Here is a 25,065-nt window from a genome sequence, read left to right as displayed (position 1 = left end):
TTTCAGACGCAGGCTCCGACGCCCTCGAACAGCCCGCGGCGCATCGCCGCGGTTCGCTCGAAGGCACCACCTCGGTCGGCCTGCGGACCGGCACTGCCACCGACGATGCTGGCCAGCACCTCGTCGACGTCGCCCGGTGACAGCGACGTCCCTTCCAGCCCGTCGCCGGCGAGGGCGGAGATCCACGCCCCGGTGAAGCAGTCCCGCTGCAGCCCAGGCGCCTTGCCCGACGACGGCCACCCCGCCTGGGACTGCACCGCGAGTCCCCAGGCGTCGCTGAGCGCGGCACCGGTGGCGAGGTCGCCGATTCGCTGGTGGCCTTCGAGAAGCTCGGGCATCACCAGGACCACAGTCCGCTCGCCGGAGCAGTAGCCGGCGCCGAGCTCGACGACGCAGCTTGCCTCCGGGCGACGGTCGACCGATCTGCGGGCGGGACGGTCGAACGTCTCGCCTGGAGCGACCTGAGCCAGTGCCTCGGTCCAGTAGGCGTCCAGGGAGGTGGACAGTACCCGGACCGCTTCCCGGAACGGCAGGTTCCCGCCTGTCCGCGCCTCGGTGACCGTCCGGAACGGCAGTTCGGTCGTCACCGCACGCCCGTCGGGGAGAGCGGCACACTCGCCGGTACCGCGCTCGTAGCCGGTTTGGAACGCGTTCACGCGGTCGAACCCGAGACCGTGGGCCTGCGGGTTCGTCGCCGGCGTACCGGGCTGGTCCCGCAGGACGAGGATCGTACCGATGGAGGTGTCGAGCGCGCCGTCGGACAGGTCGACCGGGTCGTCGGGCGTCTTCTCGGCGTACCGGAGCCAGGCGCCGGCGAAGCAGTCGGCCTGCAGCTCGGTCACCACCGAGGGAGCGTCCACCTCCGCCCGGCGCTGGATCGCGTGGCCCATCTCGTGGGCCAGTACGACGGCCGGGGCGATCCCGCCGAACTCGTTGTTCAGCTGGGGAAACAGCTGCGCGGCGTCGTAGGCGATGTAGTCGTCGTCGGGACCACCGCAGTAGAAAGCGTTCCCCTTGAGATCGTCGTAGGTCTGCCGTCGACCGGCGCAGGTGAAAGGCGGGCTCTGCGGGGTCTTGGCCTGGAAGCCACCACGCAACTGCTCGAAAGATCCGTCGTAGACCGCCGGGAACTCGCGGTCCCAGAAGTCCAGCAGACTCCGTTGCGTCGCGGTCGCCGCCGAGTCCAGCGCAGCGCGTTCCCGGCCCAGGTTCACCTGACGGACGTCGTCGTCGCCGGTACGGTTCGCCACCGCGGCACCGACCATCAGCGCCACGGCCACGACGACCGCCATCAGCACGAGGGTCGCCGCTCCGGCGACGCCCCTGGAGCCTCGCGGAGAACTCATCGATGGTCGTCCTCTCAGAGCAGCAGGTCGAACAGGCGAAAGGCCCGTTCCCAGTCGTCGCTCGACGGGTTCGTCGCGTCCTGGTCGAGAATCTTGAAGGTCCGGGCCAGCCCGACACTCAGGCCGCCGACGACCTCGGCCAGGCGAGCCTCGGTCTTCTCGCTCAGGGTCACGTCCAACGGTGGCCAGGTCGCCAGCTGCTCCAGGATCGGCGCGAGCTCGAGGTCGTCGTCGAGCCGGCGGAACTCGTGGACACACTCCTGAAGGCCCTTGGTGATCGGCAGATCGCGCGGCTCGACGACGTCCCGGCCGTTCGCCTTCGCGGTCCCCTGGGCGATCAGGAGCAGGTCGTACAGGTTGGTGGACACGAAGTCGCTGTACCGCTTGAGGTCGTCCTTGTCGACGTTCAGGCTCGCGACGACGCGGAAGAACCGCTGGAAACGAGGTACCGCCATGACGGTCATCGCCGCCGCCCGCGCCGTCCGTCGCGTCGCCGTTGCTCGAGCTCGTCGACCACGAAGGCGGCACCGATCGCCAGCAGCCAGACATCCTTTGCGATGCCCATGCCCTGCTCCGTCGGTCGCAGACTTCCCTCTCGCCGCAGACCTGGACCACGCAGGTAGAGCCCGAGCAGGCCGGTCGAGAACGCGGTCAGTCCCAGACCCACCAGCGCGGTCGGCACGACGGGGATCAACAGGGCGGTGCCGAGCGCCAACTCACCGGCGCCCAGGGCCCGCAGGAACAGCCGGGGCTCCACTTTTCCGAGCATCGGATAGGCGGTGACGGCGAACCCGTGCGTCTGGTCGGCGGTCGCGGCATCCTGGGTCACCTTGCCCAGGCCGGAGCCGAGGATGAAGACACCGGCGCCAAGACGCAACGGGATCTGCCAGGCCTTGTGCTGGAGGCCCACGATCAACCTCCCGCGGTCAGAACGCCGCGGTCGCAGGTCACTCGACTCCGGTCCACCAACATCGCTGTCTCCTGCCGATCGAGGGCTGGGAGTTCGAGCCTTCCAGCCGTCGGCGGGCCGAGCATCCCTCGATCACGTAGTCGTTCCTGTACACCCAGCGGGTGTAACGTTCCATCAACCGACAGTTCGCCACTGCTTTCCATGCTTGGCCGTTCGTAGGTCCGACGGACAGCCACGCCGTACCCGGCGCATGTCCGTCGGCGCCGGAGCTGCTGCTCCACGTCGACCGGCCGGGGGTATGACGGTGCCAGACCTCTCCGTTTACAGCATTGGGATCCTTGCCCGCACCCTGGGGATCCCTGCTGCGACGCTCCGCACGTGGGAGGAGCGGTACGGGGTCGTCGTCCCGGGCCGTAGCCCGGCCGGCCACCGGCTCTACTCGCGGCTCCAGGTCGAGCAGCTGCGTTTCGTCAGCGCCCAAGTCAGCTCCGGCGTCTCGCCCGCTGACGCCCACCGGCTGCTCCGCGAACGCGCTGTCACCGGAATGACCCAGCGCGACAGCCCCTTTCCGGCCGGACTGGGATCACTGGTGCTGCTGGTCGAGCGGGATCCGTACGCCGCCTCGTTCTGCGAGCACTTCCTGACCAGCGAAGGGTACGGGGTGACCGTTGCGCCGAGCGTCGAGCGGGCACTGGCCGAGACGGTTCGGCACCTCCCCGATGTCGCGGTCGTCGACCTGATGATCTCGGGCGGACAGGGACTCCGCCTGTGTACCCGGTTCCACCAGCAACTCGACCTGCCGGTACTGGCGACGTCGACCATGGACCTTCGCGACGACGCGCTGGCGGCCGGCGCGAGCGCGTTCCTGGACAAGCCGCTGCAACCCCGGCGACTGGTGTCCACCGTCCAGGCTCTGCTGAGCCGCGGCACCCGGCCGACCGCGAGGCCGCATTGATGACGGAGCGAATGCCCTCTGGATCGGAGGCACTCGACCTGGTGCTGGGCGGTGGTCTGCCACGCGACGCCATCGTCCTGCTCGTCGGGGCTCCGGGCTCGGGAAAGACGCTGCTGGCTCAACAAACGGTGTTCGCCAACGGCACCTCGGACCACCCGGCCCTCTTCCTGACAACGGGCAGCGAGCCGCTGGAGAAAGTACTGCGGTACGGCGAAACGCTGTCGTTCTTCGACAGTCATGCGGTCGGAAAGCGGGTCGTCTACGAGGACCTCGGCATCACGCTGCGCGACAGCGGACTCCTGGGGGTCCTGGACCGGCTGCGCGAACTGATCCAGGCGTACCAGCCGAGCATCATGGTGATCGACAGTTTCCGCGCGATGAGTTCGTACGCCGATCGAACCGGCGGGTTCCGCCGGTTCCTGCACGACCTGGCCGGCACCGTCAGCGCCTTCCCGGTCACGTCGCTGTGGCTCGGGGAGTACGAGGACGACTCTCTGCGCCGCGGCCCGGAGTTCGCGGTGGCAGACGCGATCGTCTCGATGGAGACCGAGCACACCGGGTCGGGCACCACGCGGGCACTGCAGATCCACAAGCTCAGGGGTGGCGGCTACCTGGCCGGTAAGCACGCCTATCGCCTCTCCGCCGACGGCATGAAGGTCTTCCTCCGGCCCGCGGAACCGGTCGGCATGCCCGGTCAGCTCGGCACCGAACGCAGCGCCTCCGGCGTCCAGGCGCTCGACGACATGCTCGGCCACGGCCACTGGCCGGGCACGTCGACGCTCGTCGCCGGGCCGACCGGCATCGGCAAGACGCTGATGGGGCTGCACTACCTGTTCCGGGGGCTCGACCAGGGCGAACCGGCACTGATCATCACGATGCGGGAGGACCCGGCGCACCTCGAGCGGTCCGTCGCGCGTTTCGGGTGGACGCTGGACACCCCCGGCCTCACCGTCATGTACCGAAGCCCGGTCGACCTCCACGTCGACGAGTGGGTGGACGAACTGCTGGACGAGGTCGGAGGCTCGAAGGCCAAGCGGGCACTGCTGGACAGCCTCGGTGACCTGCGGACGGCGTCCCTGAACCAAACCCGGTTCCGGGAGTACCTGTACTCCTTGCTCCAACGGGCCGCCCACAACGGCACCAGCCTGATGATGACCTACGAGCTCCCGCAACTGTTCGGAGTCACGAAGCTCCCCGAGGCTTCGGCCTCGGACCTGGCGGACGACGTCGTACTGCTGCAGTACGAGCAGGAGGCCAGCAAGCTGACCCGCACCGTCATGTTGCTGAAGACAAGGGCTTCCGGGCACCACGCCGAGATGCGGCAGTTCGAGATCACCCTGGACGGCCTGGCGCTGGTCCCACCCGGCTGACCGGAAGGGGTCCTCACCGGCTCCGCACGATCGTTGCCTTCGCCAATACCTCGCCAAAGCTGGAGATCGGCCACCGGACGGGTGCAGTCTCGGAAGGTACAGGACTGCTCACCGATCATCAGGCAGGAGCGCGATGTCCACCGGCCACGTGGGGTCTCCCGGCAGTCGTGGCGGGAGATCGAGTGCGGGGACGCACTAGACATGTACTCCGTGTCCGCGAGCAGACTGCACGGCCGGTCCACCGAGTGGCAGGCCGCTCTCGGGCTGCTCGAGCGCACTGCGGCCGGGCAGCGAGCGGTCCTCGTGGTCGAAGGGGCCTCAGGCACCGGCAAGACCGCGCTGCTGACCGCGACCGAGGACACAGCTCTCGAGCGCGGCTTCGCCTGCATCCGAATCAGCAGGATCGGGTGTCACGAAGTGGAGGAGGCCGCGGTGCGGATCGCCGAGCGGGCCTCGGGAGTTCCCACCCTGATCACGCTGGACGACGTGCAGGCTGCCGAGGTCGCGGCGGTTGTCGTACTCCGGGACCTGCCGAAGAGGCTGGCGTCCCTGCCGGTCGGCTGGCTGATCGCTCGCCGCCCGGGAGCAGGAGAGCCGACCATCGAAGGCCTGCTGGACGAGTGGACGGCGCCGGAGGTGAACCGGATCAATCTCGGACCGCTGCCCGCGGCGGCGATGGTCGACTTCGTCGCCGGTGCGCTCGACGCGCGACCGGACGATGCCCTACTGGCCCTGGCGGACGGGACGGGCGGCAATCCCGGGCTCCTGGCCACCCTTCTGGACGGACTTCGCCAGGAAGAAGCTGTTGCGGTGGGCGACGGAACGGCGCGCCTACTGTCCGCGCGACTGCCCCGACAGGTCGAGGAGACCATCGCTGTCTGGCTGGACGAGGTCAGCGGTCCGGCTCTCACCCTGCTCGAGGTGGCTGCATTCCTCGGAGCCTTCTTCACCCGGGACGAGCTCGCCGTGCAGCTCGGTTGCCGACCGGAGGATCTGGTACCGGCCATCGACGAGAACGTCGGAGCCGGCCTGCTGACCGTCGGCCGCGACGTCACGCTGACCTTCCAGCACGACCTGGTCCGGCAGCACATCACCCGCGGGGTTCCGGAGGCGGTCTCCACGCCCTTGCGCCGACAGGCCATGGACAACGGCTGGGGCCCCGTTGGTCCGGCGCCCGCGGCGAGTCGGTCCTTCAGCGGGACCGTTCGGGCCTCTCGCCACGACGATCGCTGGGCCCGACTCACCGATTCGGAGCGGACGGTCGCCGATCTGGTGGCCCACGGTCTGTCCAACCGGCAGGCCGCCGAGCGGATGTTCCTCTCCCCGCACACCGTTTCGTTTCATCTGCGCAAGGTCTACCGCAAGCTCGGCATCACCTCTCGCGTGGAGTTGACCCGGCTCGCCACGGAACACGAGCGGGGCGGTTCGCCCACGCCGGGTCCGCCATCCGCACCCTCACCGTCACGACCACCTGGACAGAAAGGCCAGATGTCACCGACCATGACAAGCACCGGCATCGACACCAGTACGAGCAGTCCGTCCTCCACCTCACTGCGGGGACGCCAGAGCGAGCTGCGCGGTCTCAGACAGTTGATCACGGCAACCACAGCGGGCCGGAGCAGCGTCGGCCTGATCGAAGGGGGCGCGGGTCTGGGCAAGAGCGAACTGCTGGGCGCGGCGGCCAGGATGGCCGGCGGCGCCGGGATGGACGTTGCGGCCGGCCGGACCGACGAGTCGAACTGTTTGTTGCCCTTGGCCCCTCTCCGGGACGCCATGTCCAGGAGCCGGCAGTCGCACGGAGGCGACCCGACGTTCGAGACCGCCGGCCGGCCGTCCCGCGACCCGGAGCGCCTGTCCGAAGAACTGACGGTCGCACTCCAGGACAGCGCCCGGCGCAATCCGGTGCTGGTCAGTCTCGACGACCTTCACCGGGCGGACCCGCTCACGCTGCTCGGCATCCAGGAGGTCGTCCAGCGGATGAACGACAGCCCGGTGATGTGGCTGCTGACCCGAAGGCCCACCCCCTCCACCCCCGTCCTGCGCAGCATGTTTTCCGCGCTCGCCGCCGAGGGTGCGACCAGCTTCGACCTGGAACCTCTGACGGCCGGCGCGGTTCGCGATCTGGTGGAGGATCTGCTCGGGAGGGCACCGGACGATGCCCTGTTGGCCGTCCTGGCCAAGTGTTCCGGCAACCCCTATCTGGTGACCGAACTGCTCCGATCCATGGCCGATCGCGACGACCTCGTGATCGACACCACCGACGCCCGGTTCCTGCCGAGCGGCACCTCCGGACACCTGTACCAACGGTTCAGCACCGGTCTGACGGCAGTGTGTCCGCTGACCCGTGAGTTCATCGAGGTGGCGTCGACGTTCGGTATGTCGTTCGACGTGAGTTGTGTCGCTGAGGTCCTGCGCCGGACCGTCGCCCAGTTGCTGCCCGCTGTCCACGAGGCTCTCGAGACCGAGTGGCTCGTCGAGAAGGGCGATCGGCTCGGCTTTCGGCACGCAGTGGTCCGTGAGGCGGTGTACGCCGCGATACCGGTGAGCGCTCGCGCACTGCTGCACCGTGAAGCCGCGGCTGCCCTCCTCACGACCGGTGGCGACGCCGCCGAGGTCGTGGCTCATCTCATCACCGGTGCCGAGGAAGACACCGCGAATCCGGTGCAAGCGATCGTTCACGCCGCGAGCAGGGTGGCTGCCGGCAGGCCGGGGACGGCCGCCGACCTCCTGCTGCGCGCGGTGGAGCTGATGCCTTCGGACGCCCCTGACCGACCGCACCGGACCCTGGACACGCTCGAAGCGCTGGTGCGGGCGGGCCGTGCTCAGGAGGCGGTGGTGCTGGGCGAGACCGCGCTCCGGGCAGCACACCCGATCGACCTCGAGGTCCGGTTGCGTTCCCAGGTCGCCGAGGCACTGGGGGTCGACGGCCGGTCCGGTGAAGCACTGCGGCAGGCCCGGATCGCGCTCGACCTCCCGATCGCCGACACCGCGACCCGGGCCCATCTCCTCGTCGTCGAGGCAACAGCCCAACTGTTCGAAGGCAACCCCGGCACTGCTCTCCGAGCCGCCTCGGAAGCGCACAGCGCTGCGGGTGCCACCGCATCCGCGGAGGCGATGACGAGGGCAGCCACGGCCAAGCGGCAGGCGTTGGCGTCGATGGGGGCTGCTGAACGGATGCTGGGACGCCTGGAGGCCTCGCTCGAACTCATCGACCGGTTCGTGCTCTCGGCGTCCAGCTCCCCCGCCGGGCCGCAGGAACTGGAACCGTTGTGGTCTCGCGGACGCACCTTGATCGCGCTCGATCGTCTGGACGAGGCGTCGGCCGCCCTGGCTGCCGTGACACATCAGGTCGAGCAGTACGGAAGAACCACCTCGGCGGTCTCCGGTCATGCTTGCCGAGCTGCGCTCAACCTGTACCAGGGCGCCCTCGACGAGGCCATCACCGAAGGCGGCATCGGTCTTCGGGCAGCGGACAGTCTCGGCTCGGAGGTCGAGGTGACGAAGCTCTCCGCGATCCTCGCGGAAGCAACTGCCTTCAGTGGACAGTTCGAGGCAGCGCGTGGTCATCTGCGCCGTGGACTCGCACTGGCTGGTCGCGGAGATCCCTTCGCGCGCGCAGCACTCGCCTGGGCCTCCACGACGACCGCCGAAGGATCGGGCGACGGATCCGGTCATGTCCTCGACCTGGCTCGTGACCTGTACGAAACGTCGCCCGGGCGAATCGAGCTGCTCGCGATGAACCCGATGGTCGGCCCTCGGTTGGTGTCCATCGCACTGCGAGCCGGCGACCGCCGTCGGGCGGCCGTCGCCACCGACCTGGTCGAGTACCTGAGCGAGACCAACCCGGGAGTGACCTCGCTGGCAGCCGCTGCCCTCCAGGCAAAGGGACTGCTCGACGGCGACACCGACCGCCTCGTCGCTGCCTCTGAGTCATTCCGCGCCAGCGCCCGGCCGCTCACGCGCGCGCTGGCCGCTGAGGACGCCGCGCGAGCGCTTCGGCGGAACGAGTATCTGCCGGAAGCGACGGCCCAGCTCACTCTGGCCGTGGCCGACTACGACCGGGCCGGCGCGCTCCCCCACGCCCAGCGGGTACGAGCCGAGCTGGAGGCGACACGCAAGCCGGGCGGCCACATCGCCTCACGACCTTCATCCGGCTGGAACGCTCTCACCGCAGCCGAGTTGCGAGTCGTCCGAATGGTCGCCGACGGCCTCACCAACCGGATGATCGCCGACGAGCTCTCACTGTCCCCGCACACGGTGGAATCCCATCTTCGGCACTCCTTCCACAAGCTCGACATCAGGTCCCGCGTCGAACTGACCCGCATCGTGGTCGAGCACGAGCCGATCACCGACACCTGATCGAGCCACCGCAGAAACCGGGACGATCGACAGCAAACGCAGCCTGCGTCACTCACGATCTTCTGCCCCTCGGTACGTATCTCACCGAATCTACCGACAGGGCAGTCCGACTCGTGTCAGCTCTCGTCGGACTTGCCCGAGCCTCCGCGAGGGCTGAACGGTGCACGGATCGACAGGGCGATGCACGGACCGACGAGGACGCTGAAGATCACCGAGCCCCAGACCGAGGACGGAAAGTACGACGGCAGCAGCGCTCTGCCGATCAGACTCAACACGAAGCACACGCCACCACCCCACACCACGAGGAGCCACCAAGGAGCCTTGAATCTCAAATAGTCGCGCATCCAGGAGGTTATAGCCGACGCCCAGGCCAGTTCGGTCTGGTGAGCTGCGCCCTACGGCCCGGTTATCCAGACTCGCGTGCACCGGTCCGGCCTCGCTGACCAGCGGGGTTCGCATCAGCGCGAGTCAGCAGGGCTCTGGCGGGCAGTCTCGATCCCGGCCGATGACCCTCAGCGCCTCCTCATCGGGTGAACGACGATCTCCAAGCTGTCGTCCGCGCAGCCGGCGCACAGAATGTGCTGGGCGTCGACCGGTTGACCACTCAACTCGATCCAGCGGTACTCGGGGCTCCATCGCGGCACCGCCGTGAGGCACTGGGTGCACCGGCGGCGCGGCCTGCGCCACCTGGCCGTCATCACGGGGATCACTCTCGAGACGCTCATGTGCACGTCCTGACATCTGTTCACAGGTCGCAGCTCGAGACTGAACCGCACACTGCCAACGAGCCGGCACCACGAATGGTCACTGACCCGAGACACCGCCATCACCATGCATCGGCATCTCCAGGCGGCCGGGCGAAAGCGAGGCTCCCCGCCCGGCCGCACCGGACCCGCCTGCGCCTGGTGCGCCGGGGTGGCGGGCACTTTCCGGTGCCCAGGGCAACACTCATTTAGCGTCGATGAACTTCTTGCCGACCAGCACCCTCTGATGATCCGATCGCGGAACCGATCGATCAGGTAGCCGTTGCGCGTGAGTACAGCCAACCCGGACTCGACCAGCTCGCGGTCTTCGAATCCTTTCTCCCGCATGTGCTCGATGAGGTGCGACCACGCTTCCGGTGCGTACCCCACCTTCCACCGAGAACCCGGCTCCAGCACCTGCCCAAGTCCACGAACCTGCAGACGCGCCTTCGCCCAGTGGTTGCGCCTCATGAGCAGCTCCCCGCGGTAGAACCGGACGGCCTCCGCGTGGGCTTCTATCATCCGCCCCGCGGTGGAGACCGGCGCTCTGGAGCGATCCCGAAGAACCGGAAATCCTGAATCCAGGAGTCCTGCCTTGAACCTGAAGAAGCGAGACAGGTCGGGTCGCTGAAAGAGGCCATCGACACCGGTCGCGGCCGCCGAGCCTCGTGTCAGGACTCCGCGACCACGACCGGGGTCACTCGCAGGATCATCAGACCACGAGCGACATTGCCTGTTCGAGGCCGCCGACGGTTCGGATGGGCCTGACGACACAGCTCAGCTGAACCCGTGCCCTGTCGCGGAGGATGCGTTCACGGCCAGATGCCCGCCCGTTCGGTGTGTGCTCCCCGACATCAGGACCGCGCGCAGCATTGCCGCCACGGTCCACTCCGGAAGCTCCATCACCCCGGCGACCTCACGATAGGTCAACCGCCCGGACCGAATCAGCGCCAGCGCGATCTCACCCTGATGTTGGGCAACGCGATCCTCGGAGCTGCGACACCGCCGGTACAGGTCACGCGACAGGGCGGCGCGCCGTACGGACAACGACGCCTGGTGATGGTCGGACAGCAGATGGCTGCTGATGACCTCGGCAACAATCTCCACCGTGTCGTGGCACTGACCGACGAAGGCGCTCGCGAGATCGGACAACTCCGCGCCCAGTTCATCGCAGATCTGCGTTGCGATCGCCGTACGGTCCTCGCTGCCGGCACCGACAGAGCCGGACTGTTGACCACTCAACTGCATGAGACACACCCAGAGGGTTATCCATCGCCGCGCCGCCCAGTGGCTTGAACGGCTGCTTCGAACGGTCCGAAGAACCGTTCGCGGCCACGCTACCGCACTCTGCACAATCGCCTGCACACCGACCGTCACGAGCGCCCAGTGGCCACGCGGCTGAGCACCGACTGTGCGAGTCGGTGCTCAGCCGTTCACTACGTAGGTCAGCCGTTGGCGCGGCTGGTGTTGATCGAGCCGTTCACGCCGGCCGGGAAGAAGCCGCCCTTGGTGGCCTTCTTCGGGGTCAGGTAGACGACGTTCAGGACCTGGTCGGCGCCGCGGCTGAACGCGATGCCGTTCGCGTCGGTCGGGACGATGTTGGTCTTGCCCTTGAAGGTGACGCCCTGGTCGAGGTCGGTCTTGCCGTCGAGGCTGTCGCGGGCGTTGGAGATGGCCACCGAGGGGACCTCCAGGCCCGCCGCGACCAGACTCGTCCGGATGTTCGCCGCGTGGTACGCCTCAACCGCGAGGATCCCGGCCGCCGCCTCCAGGTAGGTCTTGTTCGAGATCAGCGGAGCAGCGCCCATGTACGCCGTGACACCGACGTCCTCGAACACGTACGCCGCCAGCAGGAAGTTGTTCTCGTTGGCGCAGGCGTCGAACTTCTGCCCCCGGCTTGATCAACCCGGTCTGTGGGGCCAAGCCGAGCTCGTCGCACTGGTTGCGGACCTCGCCGAAGTGGTCGGTGGCGCGATAGCCACCCATCGACGTCAGCCGCTGCGAACGCCGGAGTCGAGACGAGCCCTCGACTCAGCTTGTCCGACGCCTGACGTCGAACGGGTCTCATTCCGCAGAATGTCCACCGCTGGCGATACCGTGCTGAAGTGAACAAGCAACAGCGCCTCCGCAACACCGCCGAAGGTTTCATGGGCGGCCTGGTCGCCAGCGGATTCCGCGGGCCGTGGCGCTGGAGGCACCTCGACTGGGAGTTGCCGTTCTACCGTGTCTGGCGGGACTGGCTACCTCAGCAGCAGGCGGAACCTGGCGTTTTTCCGCAGTTCAAGGTAGGCGGTCACGGTTCGACATCACAAGCTCGAGAAATGCTTTGGCAGCTCAAGCGCACATCCCCGTTCTACAGCCATGCAACAGACCCCCTCCCGCAGACCCCGATTGGACTATCACCGGCTGAATACCTCGAGATTTGGGTCGAGGGTGCTCGACCTGACGAGTGGATTGAGCTCGCGACCAGCTTCCTGAACGAAATCGAGAAACCGAACTAGTCGACATCAGTTCTGCACACGCTTACCTTCTTGCGCAGCCTCCGTGTCGCGACTGTGTCTGACCAGTAACGTGACGGTCATCATCACCAGAACCGTGAAAACTACCGCGTAGGTAATCAGGCCGGCACGAACCGGGTTCGTGCCATTTCCAGGAAGCGCGGCAGCGCGATTCAGCATCACCCAACCATGCGCGGCCAGAAGGCCGAGCAGTCCGAGCTGCGGCAGAACAATTCCAGGCTTGACAAACCAGTTGGCAACTCCGACGTTCAAGATCGGCTCGGTCGCCTCGACTCCGATCTTTTCGGAGGCAAGCGCCTCCTTTTCATCGGCGCCGATGCGCGCGAACAGGAGACCTTCGAGACGATGAGCAGATTGTGTCCGCGCACCGGTCGCGATACTGAGGCTGAGCCAATGCGCAGCCAGAAAACAGACTGGCAGGGGCGCAAATGCCACGACCCAGGCAGACGCTTTCTCCGCCGCCTTACCAGAGAGCAGGACCAGCGTTGCGGCGATGTAGGCAAGCCCCATTGACAGCTCGTTGACAGCCTGGCTGGACAGCCCTGTCGCATCCGCACGCTCTGCGGTGTACAGCGCGGCGAGAGCTTCAACCTCTGAGTCCCGACTCACTTCGATCGGATGCTGGGACGAACCAGCAGGTTCCAGTGGGCGTGGCCTTCGTGCGATACCCCTCAGCGCCGCGCCTACAGCGGCCACGAGGGCTCCGCCGACAATCATCCTCACGGCTCGCTGCCACCGATTGCTCACCTCTTCAGTCTCGCAGGGTATGGCATGCAGGGGCGGCCCGTCGGCAAGCCACGGCGAATCCCACCGCTCGATGCCCCGGACGCCCAGACGTTGAAGAGTCATGGAACTCAACCTCAGATCGGAGGGGCACCTGGCACCTGACGGCGACGGAGCACATCTCGATGTGCGACTGCCAGAGCAGGTCCCTGCGCTTTGTCCACAGGCGGCTCGCGTGCTGTGCCGGATTGTTGTAGGAAGTTGGGAGTCCGGCAGACGTGCGGGACGGCAAGGTGGACGGAGGGCAGCGGATCTTGAGCGACGGGGACGGCGGGCAGTGGCAGACGCTGGATGATCTGTTGGGGCTGGAGGCCATCGAGGCGGCGCCGGCGGTTGGGGAAGGGGTCGGGCGGCTGGCGTTCTATGGGCGGTGCTCGACCGAGGACAACCAGGATCCGCGGACTTCGCACGCTTGGCAGTTGGGTGAGGCGCAGCGGTTTGTCGAGCCGTTGGGCGGCACGATCGTTGCGGAGTACTTCGATATCGGGGAGTCTCGGTCGCTGCCCTGGGAACGGCGGACGCAGGCCTCGTTGGTACTGGCGGCGCTGAAGGATCCGCGGCGGCAGTGGGATGGGCTGGTCGTCGGTGAGGCGACTCGGTGCTGGTTCGGAAACCAGTTCAGCCTGACGTGGCCGAAGTTCGATCGGTTCGGGGCTTCGTTGTGGATTCCGAGCCTTGGGGGTCGGTTCGACCCTGAGAACACGGTGCACGACATGGCGATGACGATCACCGGTGGGTTGTCGAAGAGTGAGCGGCAGCATGTGCAGAAGCGGACTCGGGCCGCGATGGCTGCACAGGTGCTGATCGATGGGAAGCACCAGGGTGGGCGCGCGCCGTACGGGTACGTCGTGGTCGACGCGGGGCCGCATCCGATCCGCGGAAGGCGCAGGAGGGGTACCGGCTGCGGGTGCTGGCGATCGATGAAATCGCGGCGCCAGTGGTGGAGCGGATCTTCGGGCTGTATCTGGAGGGGCTGGGGATCAAAGCGATCGCCGCGGTGCTCAACTTTGAGCGTGTGCCGTGTCCGTCGGCGCACACGCCGTCGCAGAACCGGCATCGCAAGATGGACGGCTGGCAGCACAGCACGGTGCGGGCGATTTTGGACAACCCCCGCTACACCGGATACGCGATCTACGGGCGATGGCAGAAGGTCGAGGAGCTGCTTGACCCGGATGATGTCGCGGCCGGCCACGTCGTGCGGTTCCGGCGGTCGGCGCAGGCCAAGATCGTACGGTCGCGGGAGCCTGCTCACCCCGCCATCGTCTCGGTCGAGGACTTCACCCGCGTCCAGCTGGTGATGCGGTCGCGGCGTGGAGCCGGGCCTACGAACTTCTCGAAGCGCGAGCGCACCCGGGTCGCTGAGAAGCGGGTCTGTGTCTTCCGGTCGACGATTCGGTGCTCGCGGTGTGGTCGGAAGATGGAGGCTGCTCCGAGGAGTCACGCGATCTTCTACCGGTGTGCCGCTCGGAGCCTATTGCCGGAGGCCAAGGTGGCACTCGAGCACCCGCCGACCGTGTACGTCCGCGAGGACCACCTCACGCGGCCGGTGAACAAGTGGATCGCTCGGCTGTTCAGTCCTGCGCACCTGGCGGACACCGTGGATGCTCTCGTCGGAGCCGAAGAGGAGGACGAGAGCGCGGCGCAGGCGGCTGAGGCTCGTCGGCGGATCGCTGAGGCGGAAGCGACGATGAAGCGGTTACAGCGCGCGCTGGAGGCCGGTTGGGATCCGGACGGGTTGACGAGTCAGTACAACGCCGCTGCCCTGGACAAGCGGGCGGCTGAGGCGGCGATGGCCGCGATTCAGCCGGCCCAGCGGCTGACGGCCGGCGATGTGACGAAGATGATCGCCGAGCTGGGTGACATGGCCCGCGTGCTGGACAGCGCCGATCGGGAAGACCTGGCCGAGCTCTACAAGGCGCTCGGGCTGGCGATCACCTACGACGACAAAGAAAAACGGGCTGATGTCTCCATCAGCCCGCGTGTGGTTAAGGTCGGTGTCCGAGGGGGGACTTGAACCCCCACGCCCCGTAAAGGGCACTAGCACCTCAAGCTAGCGCGTCTGCCTATTCCGCCACCCGGACAGGTGGTCTGGCCGCTTCTCAGCGGCGCCGACCGGAGAACAGTAGCAAAGGTTGTGGGGGAAATTCACATCGGGGGGTCGGGGGTGTCGCGAGGGGTGGATTGGGGCTGGTGGGGCGGGTGGGATCGAGGGGTTGGGCGGCTTCTGTACGGCGGGATTTCGACTACGGGCCGACTGGGGTCGCGGGCGTCGACACCGGGTCCCGGTCGAAGTAAGCGACCGCGAAGAGGACGGCCGCGGTGACGATGCTGACGCCGGCGTTGGTGATCAGGTCGGTGGTGGCCATGCCGATCTCGGGGCCCCAGTAGACCAGTTGGGAGGTGGCGTCCCAGAGCAGGTACATCAGGGCGTTGACGATGATGAACTTGCGGCGGTCGGTGGCTCGCTGGAGCGTCATCGTGATGATCGTGACGGCGATGATCAGGACGTGGTAGCCGGCGACGGCGTACCACTGGAAGTGGCGGGTGGGGGTCATCTCGCCGCCGCGGTAGGCGCGGTCGGTGAGGGCGGGGTCGAAGGTGAGGACCACGGCCTGCAGCAGGTTGAACGCGATGTAGAGCCAGAGGACCACGCGCAACGGGAGTCTCATGCGGACACTCTCTCAGTGCTGGCGGAGGTGGTCGTGGAGGGTGCGGGCGGTGGTCGACATCAGGGCGTCGGCAGCGGGTTGCGTGGCGGCGGGGACGGTGGAACGCGTCAGGACGGCCACGGCGTACGACGAGCCGTCGGGGTGGGTGGCGACGCCGATCTCGTGGCGGAGGTTGAGCAGGGTGCCGGTCTTTGAGGACCAGGTGGTGGCGTCGGAGCGGAAGTCGGGAGTGAGGCGCTGGCGGTGCAGGTTGTGGGACATCAGGGTGCGAACGCTTGCCGCGACAGGAGCGGGGATCGCGGACGGGGTCCAGAGGGCTTCGAGGAGATTCGTGTACGCGCGGGCGCTGCCGGAGCTGGCCCGGTCGGGGTCGAGCTGGGGAATGTTGCTGGCGGCATCTATCGCCAGGTGATGGGCGAGCGCGGGTTCGGTGAGCCGGTCGGCGGGGGTGTCGGTGAGGTCGCGCAGCGGGTGGCGGACAGAGATGCCCTCGAGGCCCCAGGTGTGCAGGAGTTCGGTGACGTACGCCGGTGAGGTGAGCGCGAAGAGTGCGTCGGCGGCAGTGCCGTCGCTGAGGCAGGTGCTGAGGTAGACGAGGTCGTCGATCGCGATCCGGGCGGGGTGCCGGAAGCGGCTGAGGCCGGTCGGGCCGGGCGCGGTGATGCGACCGGGGGCGATGTCGACCGGCTGGGAACCGTCGAGCTCGTGGTGGTGGATGCGGTTGAGGGTCGCCAGCGCGAGCGGGATCTTGACCAGGGAGGCCGACGGGAGCTGCACGTCGGGATCGATGCCCAGCTCGGCGCCGGTCTGGAGGTCGCGGACGAGGATGCTCGCCTCGAGTCCCCCGTCAGCGAGGTTCTGGCGGAGCGAACGGATCAGGGATTCGGTCATCGGCGGGCTCCGAGAGAGCGCGTTCCCGCGGCTCCCAGGCAGCGGGCCGCCGCGTCGGACAAGTGGGTGTGGAAGAGGCCGGCATCGACGCCCGGCGCTGGGGTCAGAGTCAGACCGCGGGCGAGGGTGAGGTCGCCGATCGGGCGCCAGGTGAGGCCCAGTTCGTCGGCCTGCGCCTGGGAGCAGAGCAGCAGGTCGCACGAACCGAGCGTGTGCGCCGCGGCGGTGGTGAGGTCGGCGGCGACCGCGACCTGAGTGGGCCGGAGGCCGGCGGCGTCGCGCAGCCGGGTCAACGGGTCACGGATGTGCGGTACGTCGTCCTCGGGCTGGATCCAGATGCGCCGGGCCCCGGACGTACCGCGGTTCGGGCGGAGGCTGGCGATGTGGACGCGCTTGACGGTCAGGTCACCGGCCAGGCCCAGCGGTATGGACCAGTGCGACTCGTCGGGGTGCGCGGGTAGCAGCGCCGCCTGGACTTGTTGGGTCTGCAGCAGGTGCGCGCGGTCGAGGGCCGGCTGCACCTCCAGTACTACGTCGTGGCGAAGAGCCTCGGCGATCAGATGCGCCAGCTCCGCCGTCGCGCAGGTCGTCGGTACGGCGAGCCGCCACGGCCGCCGCTTGGCAACCTCCGCCGCATGATCCAGTACGTCGGCCGCCCGGATCAGCTCGCGCGCCGCCGGGAGGAGATCCTGCCCGAACGGGGTCAGCACAGCGTGCCGTGGAGTGCGCTCGAAGAGGCGTTCGCCGTACCGGTCCTCCAGGGCGGCGACACGGCGCGAGACGACGGACTGCGACATCCGCAGCGCGGCGGCGCCGATCGTGAAGCTTCCCCGGTCGCTGACGCTGACGAACGCTCGGCAGGCTCCCAAAAGATCCACCCGGTCGATGCTATGCCGGATCGGCATCGGAACGCCCGTTCGCGCATTGGACGTGCATGGGTCCGGGCGGGTGGAGTGGTCACATGCGAAGACAGCGTGGGGTCGTTGCGGTCATGGTCGCGCTCGCGGTCGCGGGGTGCGGAACCGCCAAGGAGACGACGGCGCCGGAAGCACCACCGCCGACCACAGCCAGCACGCCGCCGGCGATCACAACTGGCGCGCCGCCGACGACAACCATCAGTGCGCCGTACGCCGCGCAGTTCCGCGCGCTCGAGCAGCAGTTCGGCGGTCGCCTCGGCGTGTACGCCGTTGACACCGGCAACGGACAGGAAGTTGCCTACAACCCCGATCTGCGGTTCGCCTACGCCTCGACGTTCAAAGCGCTTGCCTCCGGCGCCGTTCTACGCCAACGCAAGCTCGCCGGGATGAACAAGCTGGTCCGCTACTCCGCGGCAGATCTGTTGCCCAACTCCCCCATCACCGAGAAGCACGTCGGGACCGGGATGACGCTCGCGGCGCTCTGCGACGCCGCGATCCGGTACAGCGACAACGCCGCGGCGAACCTGCTGTTCGCCGAGCTCGGCGGGCCGAAGGCGCTGGACGGCGTACTGCGCGACCTCGGCGACGACGTCACCCGGATGGAACGCGTCGAGCCGGCGCTGAGCGAGTGGGACCCGAAGGACACCCGCGACACCAGTACGGCACGCGCGTTCGCGAAGGATCTGCGCGCGTTCGTGCTCGGCGACGCGCTCGACGCGCCGGAGCGCGCACAGCTGACCGCCTGGCTGAAGGCGAACACGACCGGGGCCGAGCTGATCCGCGCCGGGTTCCCGAAGGGCTGGGTGATCGGCGACAAGACCGGCACCGCGGGCACCTACGGCGGCCGCAACGACATCGCGGTGATCTGGCCGCCGGGGCGGGCGCCGCTGGTAATCGCGGTGTTCTCGCACCGCAACGCCCCGGACGCCGAACCGGACAACCGTTTCGTCGCGGCCGCCGCGAAGGTTGTCGCGTCCACCTTTTCTTGAGTGCGCAGGCAACAATCTGCCCACCAGACAAGGTGATCAGGCAACCATGTACGGGCGTTTGGCAACGAGCGCGATGGGCACCAGTGCGGCGTACGACCTGTCAGAAAGTGCCTCGGTCACGTGCCCTGCGGAGGGGGCGATGGACCGTGAGGCGCGACAACCTTCAGGAAAGGAAGTCCGGCGACATGGGCGTTTTCGACAACCTCAAGGACAAGGCCACCGGCGCGGTCGACGACCACGGCGACAAGGTCAGCGACGGTCTCGACAAGGCCGGTGACATGGCCAACGAGAAGACCGGCGGCGAGCACGGTGACAAGATCGACAAGGGCACCGACTTCGCCAAGGACAAGCTGGACGGACTGGACGGTCAGGACGACGACATCCAGTAACCGGACCACCTCTCGGACGGGCCGTCGGCGTCATGCCGGCGGCCCGTCCGCCTGTTCGGGTCAGGGCAGCAGCGGGCGCATGAACGAGCGGTCGTAGCGCAGCACGCAGCCCGACTCGTCGCGGATCCGGTCGGCGGCGACGAAGTCGGGGTCGACACCGAACAGCTGCCGGTACTCCTCGTACGCCGCGAAGCTCGGGAAGCTGAACAGAGCCATCGCCTTGTCGGAGGAACCCTCCGACGGCAGGAAGTACCCGTGGTGGGTGCCGCCGTGGCGGTTGACCAGCTCGATCCAGCGCTGCGCGAACTCCTCGAACTGCGCGATCTTGGCCGGGTCGATGACGTATTCGACGACGCAGGTGATCATGGGCGCACAGTACTGACGAGGAGGTGCGGTGGAGCCAAGCGAGCTGCCTGCTGCGGTGGAGCGTCAGCCGAGCGCCGCGGTGGAGCCGGAGCCAAGTGAGCTGCCTGCTGCGGTGGAGCGTCAGCCGAGCGCCGCGGTGGAGCCGGGGCCGAGCGAGCTGCCCGCTGCGGTGGAGCGTCAGCCGAGCGCCGCGGTGGAGCCGGAGCCGAGCGAGCTGCTCGCCGCCGAGCGCGAGATCACGCGAGAACGCGAGATCGCGCTCTCCCGTGATCTCGAGGCGATCGTGGAGGCGGCCCGGCTGGTCTCCACCGACGACGAGCACGATCCGGAGGGGTCGACGATCGCGTTCGAACGGTCCCAGACCGCGACGCTGCTGGAGGACGCGCGCAAGCGCCTCACCGAGCTGGATGAGGCGCTTGCGCGAGTGAAGACCGGTGAGTACGGCGTGTGCCGCGTTTGCGGACAGCCGATCGCGGCCGAGCGACTGGCAGCCAGGCCGACGGCGACAACGTGCATCAACTGCGCGACCTGACCCCCGCGCCGCAATGCCCGAGCCGGTGGCACACCGAAGGAGGACGCGACGCCGCGACCGACCACACCGCCCGACCCGAGGCGGTCGCGCGCCCAAGCAGGACGCGACGCCGCGAACCGACCACCTCGCCGCCGGGCCTGAGGTGGTCGGCGCGCCGAACGCGGACGAACACGACGACTGCGATCGGCTGGCTCTGCAGCTCGGCGACCTCCTCGGCGGGCCGTCACACCGGGTGCCGGAGGCCCCGCCGGCGTGGACGGCGTGCTCGACCTCGCCTGACCGCACCGGCCGCCGCCGGTCCGCCCGAGCTGCCGTCCGCACTTGCGGACTGGTGAACCCGCGGCCGGCATCCACTCAGATCGGCAGCGGGTCGTAGTTCGCCCCGAACGGCGCGTCCGGGCGAGCGAACTCCCCCATCAGCGCCCGCCGCAGCGGCGTCGTACGCTCCAGGAACTCCTGGTCGTTGCTCAACCGATCGGCCGCGCGCACCCACGGCGGGCTGTAGACGTAGTGCGTCGTGTACCGATCGACATCGCCGTCGTGCCGGAACGTCCGGTGCCACACTCCGTTGTGGAACACCAGCGCCGACCCCGCCTCAGCGCACACCACGTGGCCGATCGCGATGTCGTCGTTCACCTCCCGGATCGACGCCGGCAGGTCGACGCGCGACCGGTGGCTGCCGGGGATCAGCTCCATGTTCCCCATCCCCGGCACGGTCTGGTCGGTGAGCAGGTACGACACGCGCATCTGCAGCAGCGGTACCGGGTACCCGAGGTCTTTGAAGTCGAACGCCGACGAACCGTCCTGGTGCCAGCGGCCGTTGCCTGCGTGCGCGGGCTGCATGGTGTTCCAGCCGGCCTGCAGCACGAACCGGTCACCGAGCAGGCCCTGGACCTTCGGCAGGACGTCGGGATGATCGATCAGCCGCTCCAGGACCGGCTCGTTCTCGTACGTCCGGCCGATCTGGCCGAACTCGCGTTCCCGGCTCGTGTGCAGCCGCTCTGAGACGTCGTACGCCTCGGCGGCCTCGGCCTTGGTCAGCACGTTCGGGATCAGGAAGTAGCCCCACGACTCGAAGATGAAGCGGTCGGTGTCGGTCAGCGGGCCTTTGTCGACGACAGGCTCGAGCATCGGTCGGTCCTCTCAGCACAGGATGGGAAAAGGATTTCCGCGGTGCGTCCAAGCTTGCCGGTACGACGGCCCGCCCGCGACCGGTCCGGTGTCGGCGGCCGGCGCCGCCGACCACAGGAGCGCCGGAGGGAGCGCTCTCCGGCGATCTCGAGCGCGGTCCGCTCAGGGCTCGATCAGCCCCGCGCGGATCGCGTACCTCGTCAGCTCCGTACGATCCCGCATGCCGAGCTTCTGCAGGATGTTCGCGCGGTGCCGCTCGACGGTCTTGATGCTGATCGTGAGCGCCACGGCGATCTCCTTCGACGAGTGCCCCTCGGCGATCAGCTTCACCACCTCGTCCTCGCGCGGCGTCAGCACCTGGCCGGGGAGCCGCTCGCCCCGGCGTACGCGGTCGAGGTAGTCGCGGACGAGCGTGCTCATCACGCCCGGGTACAGGAACGACTCGCCGCGACCGGCGGCCCGGCAGGCGTCGACGAGATCACGGTCCGCGACCGACTTCAGCACGTAGCCGGAGGCGCCGGCCTTCAGGGCCGCGAAGAAGTACTGCTCGTGGTCGTACATCGACAGCATCAGGATCCGCGGCGGTTCCCGGCGGCGGGACAGTTCGACCGCAGCCTGCAGCCCGGTCATCCGCGGCATCGCGACGTCGAGTACGGCGAGATCGATCGGCGTCGTGCGCGCGATCTCGACCGCTTCCGCGCCGTCGCCGGCCTCGGCGACCACGGTCAGGTCGGGTTCGCTGTCGAGGATCAGCCGGACTCCCCGGCGGACGAGCGCGTGGTCGTCGGCGAGCAGGATCCGGATCACGTGACCTTCAGCTCCACCCGCACTCCCCCGCGCGGCCCCGGGCCGACCGAGATCTCGCCGGAAACCAGGAGAGCGCGTTCTCGCATTCCCCGGATGCCCGCGCCCTCCGCGATCGGGCCGCGGCCGCCGCGACCGTTGTCCTCGACCGAGAGCACGACGTACCGGCCCTGGCGGCGGAGGGCGATCTCGGCCTCGGTCGCGGACGAGTGACGGGCGGCGTTGGTCAGCGCCTCCTGCGCCACCCGGTAGACGACGAGCTCCGTCTCCGGGGCGAGCGCCGGCAGGCCGGGCGAGAACACGCGGCGAACGCGCATCCCGTGCGAGGAGAACTCGGTCGCGAGCGCAGCCAGGGCGTTGTGCAGCCCAAGGTCCTCCAGTACACCGGGCCGCAGGCGGCGCGCGACCTCGCGGACCTCGTCGAGGCCGGTCCTGGTCGTCTCCTGGATCATCCGGAACTCCTCGGCGAGGTCGTCGGGGACGCGGTCGGACAGGCGCTTGAGTCCGAGCAGTACGGCGGTCAAGCTCTGCCCGATCTGATCGTGCAACTCCTGCGCGATCCGGTGCCGCTCGGCCTCCTGGGCGGCGAGCGCCTTGGCGTTGCTGGTGCTGCGCTCGGTCTCCAGGCGGGTGAGCATCGCGTTGAAGCTGTGGATGAGCTTGGTGGTGACGCCACTGCGCCCCTCCGGGAGGCGGTGGCCGGGGCGTTGCAGGTCGACCTCGTCCATCGTGCGGACCAGGCGGTCGAGCGGCGCGAGGCTGGTGCGGAGCAGCAGCGAGTTGAGGCCGACGATCGCCGCCAGGCCGAGGACGAGCACGATCGCCTCGGAGACGAGGACGCGCGCGGAGACGGTGACCGGCAGGAAGGCGAGCGCCATCGTGCCGACCACGAACAGCAGTCCGTTGATCAGACAGACGCGCCAGTAGAGGGGTAACCGCATCCCAGACGTCATCGCTCCACCTTCGCCCAGTGCGCCGGTTGTGTCCACGCAGCCCGCCGGAGGTGGGTGGTAGCACTCATGGTCTTGCCTCGGGCGCTTGGGGAGACTGGAGGTGCGGCGGACGGCCCAGGACTCCGGCCGTCCCGCCGCACCAACCGCGTACACAGCGGAAGGAGCGAGCGGTGGGTGTCTACTCCCTCATCGTCAGCTTGCCGCCGGCCGACGGGACGGATCGCGCGGTGATCGCGGGGGCGCTCGGGGCGACCGCATTGATCGGGGCGGTCTTGCGACGCCGGCGCCGCGGTCAGCGGCGGGTGCCGATCGGAGTGGTCGCGGTGACCCGCGACGGCGTCGAGGTCGAGCTGCTCGTGACAGCTGTCCTGCGGGTGGTCGGTCCCGCACCGGTTGACCCGATCGGTACGGCGGTCGCCCGCGTGCACAACCAGGTTCTCCAGGAAGTCGCAGGTATGGACTTCAACGAGCTGATGAGTCTGCAGGAAACCACTTGGCACACCGAGGACGGCGTTGTCGTCGAGGAACTGATCCTCGACGGGATCATCGCGCCTCACGCGAAGTACCGGAGCCAGACGTAGACCCACGCCATCGCGATGCTCAGCGCGGTCACGACGATCCCGTACCGGGTGAACTGCCAGAACGTGATGTGGTGCCCGGTCCGCGACGCGATGCCGAGAGCAACCACATTGGCGCTGGCGGCAACCGCCGTACCGTTGCCGCCGAAGTCGGCGCCGAGGGCAAATGCCCACCACAGCGACTCCCCCGTCTGCGGATCGGGCGCCTCGGCAACGACTCCCTCGACCACGGGCGTCATCGTCGCGACGTACGGGATGTTGTCGAAGAACGCACCCAGTACGCCGGAGCCGAACAGCAGCGCCGTCGCCGCGACCAGGTAGTTGTCGCCGACCTGCTCGACCGCCCAGCGGCCGATCGTCTCGATCACGCCGGTGTGGACGAGCCCGGCGACCATCACGAACAGGCCCATGAAGAAGACCAGCGTCGACCACTCGACCTCGCGCAGCACCTCCGGTACGTCGACCTTCGAGACCAGCACCATCGCGCCGGCGCCGACGAGCGCGACGATCGACGGCTCCAGGTGCAGCACCGAGTGCAGGGCGAAGCCCGCGACGACGAGAGACAGGACGATCAGGCAACGAACCAGCAGCGGGCCGTCCTTGATCGCGCGGCGCTCCTGCAGCGCCATCACCGCGGCGACCTCGGCAGGGTTGTACTGGAACGACCTGCGGAACAGGAACCGGGTCAGGATGACGAAGGCAACGAACACGACAACGACGATCGGTGCCATGTGCACCAGGAAGTCGTTGAAGGTCAGGCCGGCGCGGCTGCCGATGATGATGTTCGGCGGGTCACCGATCAGGGTCGCGGCGCCGCCGATGTTCGAGGCGAGCACCTCGGCGATCAGGTACGGCTGGGCGGGGATCCGCAGCCGGTCGCAGACGACCACCGTGACCGGCGCGACCAGCATGATCGTGGTGACGTTGTCGAGGAACGGCGAGGCGATCGCGGTGATCACCATCAGCATCACCATCAGGCGGTACGGCTCGCCGCGGGAACGCTTGGCGGCCCAGATACCAAGGTAGTCGAAGACGCCGGTCTGCTTGATGATCCCGACGATGATCATCATCCCAAGCAGCAGGAAGATGACGTTCCAGTCGATCCCCTCGTGCTCGGAGAAGAACACCTCCGAGCCCGGGGCAAGCCCGAGCAGGACCATCGCGGCGGCCGCCAGCAGGACGACCTTGACCTTGTTCGCCTTCTCGGTGGCGATGAAGAAGAAGGCGATCGCGAAGATCGCCAGCGCTACGTACGGCCGCACAGGTCAGACCGGCGGCGGTTCGCCGGGACCTGTCACCGCCAAGCTGGTCAGTAATCGCTCCAGCGTGATCGCACCCAGCAGTACGCCGTCCGCCCCGACGACCGCGACCAGCGGGCTGCGCAGGCGGGCGATCAGCGCGGCGATCTCCAGCAACGTCGCGTCCGGGGAGACTGTTGCTGGGCGCAACGGCTGGCGAGGCAAGCAGTCGCCAACGGTGAGGCCGCCGAGCTCGCGCCAGAACGAGTCGGCGCTCGCCTCGTCGACCGTCCGCGCGAGCATCGGGTCCTCCTGGAAGGATCCGGGGATCGCCAGCCGTAGTACTTGCGAGCCCGGCAGCACGGCGGTTGGCCGGGATCGGTCGTCCACGACGATCAGCCCCGGAAGTCGCCCGACCGCCATCATCCGCACCGCCTTGGCCACCGGATCGCTCACGGTCACGGTCGGCACCCCGACAGCGATATCACCTGCCTGCATGACACCGTCCCGTTTCCCGTCGATCACCAGCGGTGCGGACATCAGTCACCTCGACTCTCGTCCCGCCGGTGTGGAGGCCGACGGCAACAAACCTTGTCCGACGAGTCTTGTCGGGTGCCTGCTGC

At 68.3% G+C, this 25,065-nt stretch carries 25 protein-coding genes, 1 tRNA gene and 2 pseudogenes; 10 read left to right on the top strand and 18 right to left on the bottom strand.

Features of this window, described 5'->3' with window-relative positions; genetic code table 11:
• Nucleotides 1-2: 2 nt before the first annotated feature.
• The 3 genes from AB0M01_RS13590 to AB0M01_RS13580 are packed head-to-tail and all read right to left on the bottom strand — an operon-like array spanning nucleotide 3 to nucleotide 2,256.
• The gene (locus AB0M01_RS13590; RefSeq protein ID WP_363668971.1) at nucleotides 3-1,346 is read right to left on the bottom strand and encodes a neutral zinc metallopeptidase; all 1,344 of its coding nucleotides are present in this window, start codon (nucleotides 1,344-1,346) and stop codon (nucleotides 3-5) included.
• Between the two features lie 14 nt (nucleotides 1,347-1,360).
• The gene (locus AB0M01_RS13585; RefSeq protein ID WP_363668969.1) at nucleotides 1,361-1,801 is read right to left on the bottom strand and encodes a DUF1931 family protein; all 441 of its coding nucleotides are present in this window, start codon (nucleotides 1,799-1,801) and stop codon (nucleotides 1,361-1,363) included.
• A gap of 5 nt (nucleotides 1,802-1,806) precedes the next feature.
• On the bottom strand, nucleotides 1,807-2,256 hold the full coding sequence (locus AB0M01_RS13580) for a hypothetical protein (RefSeq protein WP_363668967.1): 450 nt from the start codon (nucleotides 2,254-2,256) through the stop codon (nucleotides 1,807-1,809).
• A gap of 304 nt (nucleotides 2,257-2,560) precedes the next feature.
• Between AB0M01_RS13580 and AB0M01_RS13575 the strand changes: the two genes are divergently transcribed.
• The 3 genes from AB0M01_RS13575 (at nucleotide 2,561) to AB0M01_RS13565 (ending at nucleotide 8,940) form a co-directional block, all read left to right on the top strand.
• Nucleotides 2,561-3,211: a response regulator gene (locus AB0M01_RS13575; RefSeq protein ID WP_363668965.1), complete on the top strand. Its 651-nt coding sequence runs from the start codon at nucleotides 2,561-2,563 to the stop codon at nucleotides 3,209-3,211.
• 11 nt (nucleotides 3,212-3,222) lie between these two features.
• Nucleotides 3,223-4,581, top strand: a complete 1,359-nt coding sequence (locus AB0M01_RS13570; RefSeq protein WP_363668963.1) for an ATPase domain-containing protein — start codon at nucleotides 3,223-3,225, stop codon at nucleotides 4,579-4,581.
• A 636-nt stretch (nucleotides 4,582-5,217) separates the two neighbouring features.
• A complete protein-coding gene (locus AB0M01_RS13565) occupies nucleotides 5,218-8,940 on the top strand; it encodes a LuxR C-terminal-related transcriptional regulator (protein ID WP_363668961.1) in 3,723 nt (1,240 codons plus the stop codon).
• Between the two features lie 116 nt (nucleotides 8,941-9,056).
• Here AB0M01_RS13565 and AB0M01_RS13560 read toward each other — a convergent pair whose 3' ends face one another.
• The 4 genes and pseudogenes from AB0M01_RS13560 to AB0M01_RS13545 all read right to left on the bottom strand — a co-directional run.
• Nucleotides 9,057-9,215, bottom strand: coding sequence for a hypothetical protein (locus AB0M01_RS13560; protein ID WP_363668959.1), 159 nt, complete (start codon nucleotides 9,213-9,215; stop codon nucleotides 9,057-9,059).
• 237 nt (nucleotides 9,216-9,452) lie between these two features.
• Nucleotides 9,453-10,205 (bottom strand): hypothetical protein, encoded by a 753-nt coding sequence (locus AB0M01_RS13555; RefSeq protein ID WP_363668957.1) that lies wholly within the window; start codon nucleotides 10,203-10,205, stop codon nucleotides 9,453-9,455.
• Nucleotides 10,206-10,460: 255 nt separating this feature from the next.
• The gene (locus AB0M01_RS13550; RefSeq protein ID WP_363668955.1) at nucleotides 10,461-10,931 is read right to left on the bottom strand and encodes a hypothetical protein; all 471 of its coding nucleotides are present in this window, start codon (nucleotides 10,929-10,931) and stop codon (nucleotides 10,461-10,463) included.
• 197 nt (nucleotides 10,932-11,128) lie between these two features.
• Nucleotides 11,129-11,554: pseudogene (locus AB0M01_RS13545) on the bottom strand (ferritin-like domain-containing protein); the annotation flags it as partial.
• A gap of 234 nt (nucleotides 11,555-11,788) precedes the next feature.
• Here AB0M01_RS13545 and AB0M01_RS13540 point away from each other — a divergent pair.
• Nucleotides 11,789-12,184 carry a hypothetical protein gene (locus AB0M01_RS13540; RefSeq protein WP_363668953.1) on the top strand — a complete coding sequence of 132 codons (396 nt, stop codon included), beginning with the start codon at nucleotides 11,789-11,791 and terminating at the stop codon, nucleotides 12,182-12,184.
• Between the two features lie 6 nt (nucleotides 12,185-12,190).
• On the opposite strand, the gene AB0M01_RS13535 is transcribed toward AB0M01_RS13540, so the two are convergent.
• Nucleotides 12,191-13,051 (bottom strand): hypothetical protein, encoded by an 861-nt coding sequence (locus AB0M01_RS13535; RefSeq protein ID WP_363668951.1) that lies wholly within the window; start codon nucleotides 13,049-13,051, stop codon nucleotides 12,191-12,193.
• Nucleotides 13,052-13,203: 152 nt separating this feature from the next.
• Here AB0M01_RS13535 and AB0M01_RS13530 point away from each other — a divergent pair.
• Together AB0M01_RS13530 and AB0M01_RS13525 are read left to right on the top strand one after the other, a co-directional pair.
• Nucleotides 13,204-13,767 (top strand): annotated as a pseudogene (locus tag AB0M01_RS13530) (recombinase family protein); the annotation flags it as partial.
• Nucleotides 13,768-13,892: 125 nt separating this feature from the next.
• Complete coding sequence (locus tag AB0M01_RS13525; protein ID WP_363668949.1) at nucleotides 13,893-14,999, top strand: recombinase family protein; 1,107 nt, start codon at nucleotides 13,893-13,895, stop codon at nucleotides 14,997-14,999.
• Here the strand turns inward: AB0M01_RS13525 and AB0M01_RS13520 are convergent.
• From AB0M01_RS13520 to AB0M01_RS13505, 4 genes are all read right to left on the bottom strand, one after another.
• Nucleotides 14,981-15,066 (bottom strand) — tRNA-Leu (locus tag AB0M01_RS13520). The genes AB0M01_RS13525 and AB0M01_RS13520 overlap by 19 nt on opposite strands.
• Nucleotides 15,067-15,228: 162 nt before the next feature.
• Complete coding sequence (locus tag AB0M01_RS13515) at nucleotides 15,229-15,654, bottom strand: hypothetical protein (RefSeq protein WP_363668947.1); 426 nt, start codon at nucleotides 15,652-15,654, stop codon at nucleotides 15,229-15,231.
• A 12-nt stretch (nucleotides 15,655-15,666) separates the two neighbouring features.
• Complete coding sequence (locus AB0M01_RS13510) at nucleotides 15,667-16,545, bottom strand: serine hydrolase (protein WP_363668945.1); 879 nt, start codon at nucleotides 16,543-16,545, stop codon at nucleotides 15,667-15,669.
• A complete protein-coding gene (locus AB0M01_RS13505) occupies nucleotides 16,542-17,423 on the bottom strand; it encodes a LysR family transcriptional regulator (protein WP_363668943.1) in 882 nt (293 codons plus the stop codon). The genes AB0M01_RS13510 and AB0M01_RS13505 overlap by 4 nt, the downstream gene beginning before the upstream one ends.
• Nucleotides 17,424-17,506: 83 nt before the next feature.
• Here AB0M01_RS13505 and bla point away from each other — a divergent pair, with 83 nt between their 5' ends.
• Both bla and AB0M01_RS13495 read left to right on the top strand, forming a co-directional pair.
• Nucleotides 17,507-18,451, top strand: coding sequence for a class A beta-lactamase (gene bla, locus AB0M01_RS13500; protein ID WP_363668941.1), 945 nt, complete (start codon nucleotides 17,507-17,509; stop codon nucleotides 18,449-18,451).
• 185 nt (nucleotides 18,452-18,636) lie between these two features.
• Nucleotides 18,637-18,840, top strand: coding sequence for an antitoxin (locus AB0M01_RS13495; RefSeq protein WP_363668939.1), 204 nt, complete (start codon nucleotides 18,637-18,639; stop codon nucleotides 18,838-18,840).
• Between the two features lie 60 nt (nucleotides 18,841-18,900).
• On the opposite strand, the gene AB0M01_RS13490 is transcribed toward AB0M01_RS13495, so the two are convergent.
• Nucleotides 18,901-19,206 carry an NIPSNAP family protein gene (locus AB0M01_RS13490; RefSeq protein ID WP_363668937.1) on the bottom strand — a complete coding sequence of 102 codons (306 nt, stop codon included), beginning with the start codon at nucleotides 19,204-19,206 and terminating at the stop codon, nucleotides 18,901-18,903.
• Nucleotides 19,207-19,234: 28 nt separating this feature from the next.
• Here AB0M01_RS13490 and AB0M01_RS13485 point away from each other — a divergent pair, with 28 nt between their 5' ends.
• Nucleotides 19,235-19,738: a TraR/DksA C4-type zinc finger protein gene (locus tag AB0M01_RS13485; RefSeq protein WP_363668933.1), complete on the top strand. Its 504-nt coding sequence runs from the start codon at nucleotides 19,235-19,237 to the stop codon at nucleotides 19,736-19,738.
• Nucleotides 19,739-20,092: 354 nt separating this feature from the next.
• Here AB0M01_RS13485 and AB0M01_RS13480 read toward each other — a convergent pair whose 3' ends face one another.
• The 3 genes from AB0M01_RS13480 to AB0M01_RS13470 all read right to left on the bottom strand — a co-directional run bounded on the left by AB0M01_RS13480 (nucleotide 20,093) and on the right by AB0M01_RS13470 (nucleotide 22,626).
• Nucleotides 20,093-20,869, bottom strand: a complete 777-nt coding sequence (locus tag AB0M01_RS13480; protein ID WP_363668931.1) for a phytanoyl-CoA dioxygenase family protein — start codon at nucleotides 20,867-20,869, stop codon at nucleotides 20,093-20,095.
• Nucleotides 20,870-21,031: 162 nt separating this feature from the next.
• The gene (locus AB0M01_RS13475; protein ID WP_363668929.1) at nucleotides 21,032-21,676 is read right to left on the bottom strand and encodes a response regulator transcription factor; all 645 of its coding nucleotides are present in this window, start codon (nucleotides 21,674-21,676) and stop codon (nucleotides 21,032-21,034) included.
• The gene (locus tag AB0M01_RS13470; protein ID WP_363668927.1) at nucleotides 21,673-22,626 is read right to left on the bottom strand and encodes a histidine kinase; all 954 of its coding nucleotides are present in this window, start codon (nucleotides 22,624-22,626) and stop codon (nucleotides 21,673-21,675) included. The genes AB0M01_RS13475 and AB0M01_RS13470 overlap by 4 nt, the downstream gene beginning before the upstream one ends.
• Before the next feature lie 170 nt (nucleotides 22,627-22,796).
• On the opposite strand from AB0M01_RS13470, the gene AB0M01_RS13465 reads away from it, so the two are divergent.
• Entirely contained in the window at nucleotides 22,797-23,207 is a 411-nt protein-coding gene (locus tag AB0M01_RS13465) for a hypothetical protein (protein ID WP_363668925.1), read from the top strand.
• Here AB0M01_RS13465 and AB0M01_RS13460 read toward each other — a convergent pair.
• Nucleotides 23,180-24,466 carry an ArsB/NhaD family transporter gene (locus AB0M01_RS13460; RefSeq protein ID WP_363668923.1) on the bottom strand — a complete coding sequence of 429 codons (1,287 nt, stop codon included), beginning with the start codon at nucleotides 24,464-24,466 and terminating at the stop codon, nucleotides 23,180-23,182. The two genes, AB0M01_RS13465 and AB0M01_RS13460, sit on opposite strands and share 28 nt — an antisense overlap.
• Before the next feature lie 3 nt (nucleotides 24,467-24,469).
• Nucleotides 24,470-24,982 (bottom strand): CBS domain-containing protein, encoded by a 513-nt coding sequence (locus AB0M01_RS13455; RefSeq protein WP_363668921.1) that lies wholly within the window; start codon nucleotides 24,980-24,982, stop codon nucleotides 24,470-24,472.
• Nucleotides 24,983-25,065: the final 83 nt, after the last annotated feature.

Source organism: Kribbella sp. NPDC051770, assembly GCF_040681455.1.
Taxonomy (GTDB): Bacteria; Actinomycetota; Actinomycetes; order Propionibacteriales; family Kribbellaceae; genus Kribbella.
The sequence above is the reverse complement of the archived record's forward strand: the minus strand, read 5'-3'. Positions and strand labels throughout refer to the sequence as shown.

Coding starts and splice junctions, on each gene's coding strand:
- AB0M01_RS13590 (WP_363668971.1), bottom strand. CDS start 1,346: ATGAGTTCTCCGCGAGGCTCCAGGGGCGTCGCCGGAGCGGCGACCCTC.
- AB0M01_RS13555 (WP_363668957.1), bottom strand. CDS start 10,205: ATGATAGAAGCCCACGCGGAGGCCGTCCGGTTCTACCGCGGGGAGCTG.
- AB0M01_RS13585 (WP_363668969.1), bottom strand. CDS start 1,801: ATGGCGGTACCTCGTTTCCAGCGGTTCTTCCGCGTCGTCGCGAGCCTG.
- AB0M01_RS13535 (WP_363668951.1), bottom strand. CDS start 13,051: ATGACTCTTCAACGTCTGGGCGTCCGGGGCATCGAGCGGTGGGATTCG.
- AB0M01_RS13470 (WP_363668927.1), bottom strand. CDS start 22,626: ATGACGTCTGGGATGCGGTTACCCCTCTACTGGCGCGTCTGTCTGATC.
- AB0M01_RS13550 (WP_363668955.1), bottom strand. CDS start 10,931: ATGCAGTTGAGTGGTCAACAGTCCGGCTCTGTCGGTGCCGGCAGCGAG.
- bla (WP_363668941.1), top strand. CDS start 17,507: ATGCGAAGACAGCGTGGGGTCGTTGCGGTCATGGTCGCGCTCGCGGTC.
- AB0M01_RS13510 (WP_363668945.1), bottom strand. CDS start 16,545: ATGACCGAATCCCTGATCCGTTCGCTCCGCCAGAACCTCGCTGACGGG.
- AB0M01_RS13490 (WP_363668937.1), bottom strand. CDS start 19,206: ATGATCACCTGCGTCGTCGAATACGTCATCGACCCGGCCAAGATCGCG.
- AB0M01_RS13495 (WP_363668939.1), top strand. CDS start 18,637: ATGGGCGTTTTCGACAACCTCAAGGACAAGGCCACCGGCGCGGTCGAC.
- AB0M01_RS13570 (WP_363668963.1), top strand. CDS start 3,223: ATGCCCTCTGGATCGGAGGCACTCGACCTGGTGCTGGGCGGTGGTCTG.
- AB0M01_RS13455 (WP_363668921.1), bottom strand. CDS start 24,982: ATGTCCGCACCGCTGGTGATCGACGGGAAACGGGACGGTGTCATGCAG.
- AB0M01_RS13480 (WP_363668931.1), bottom strand. CDS start 20,869: ATGCTCGAGCCTGTCGTCGACAAAGGCCCGCTGACCGACACCGACCGC.
- AB0M01_RS13515 (WP_363668947.1), bottom strand. CDS start 15,654: ATGAGACTCCCGTTGCGCGTGGTCCTCTGGCTCTACATCGCGTTCAAC.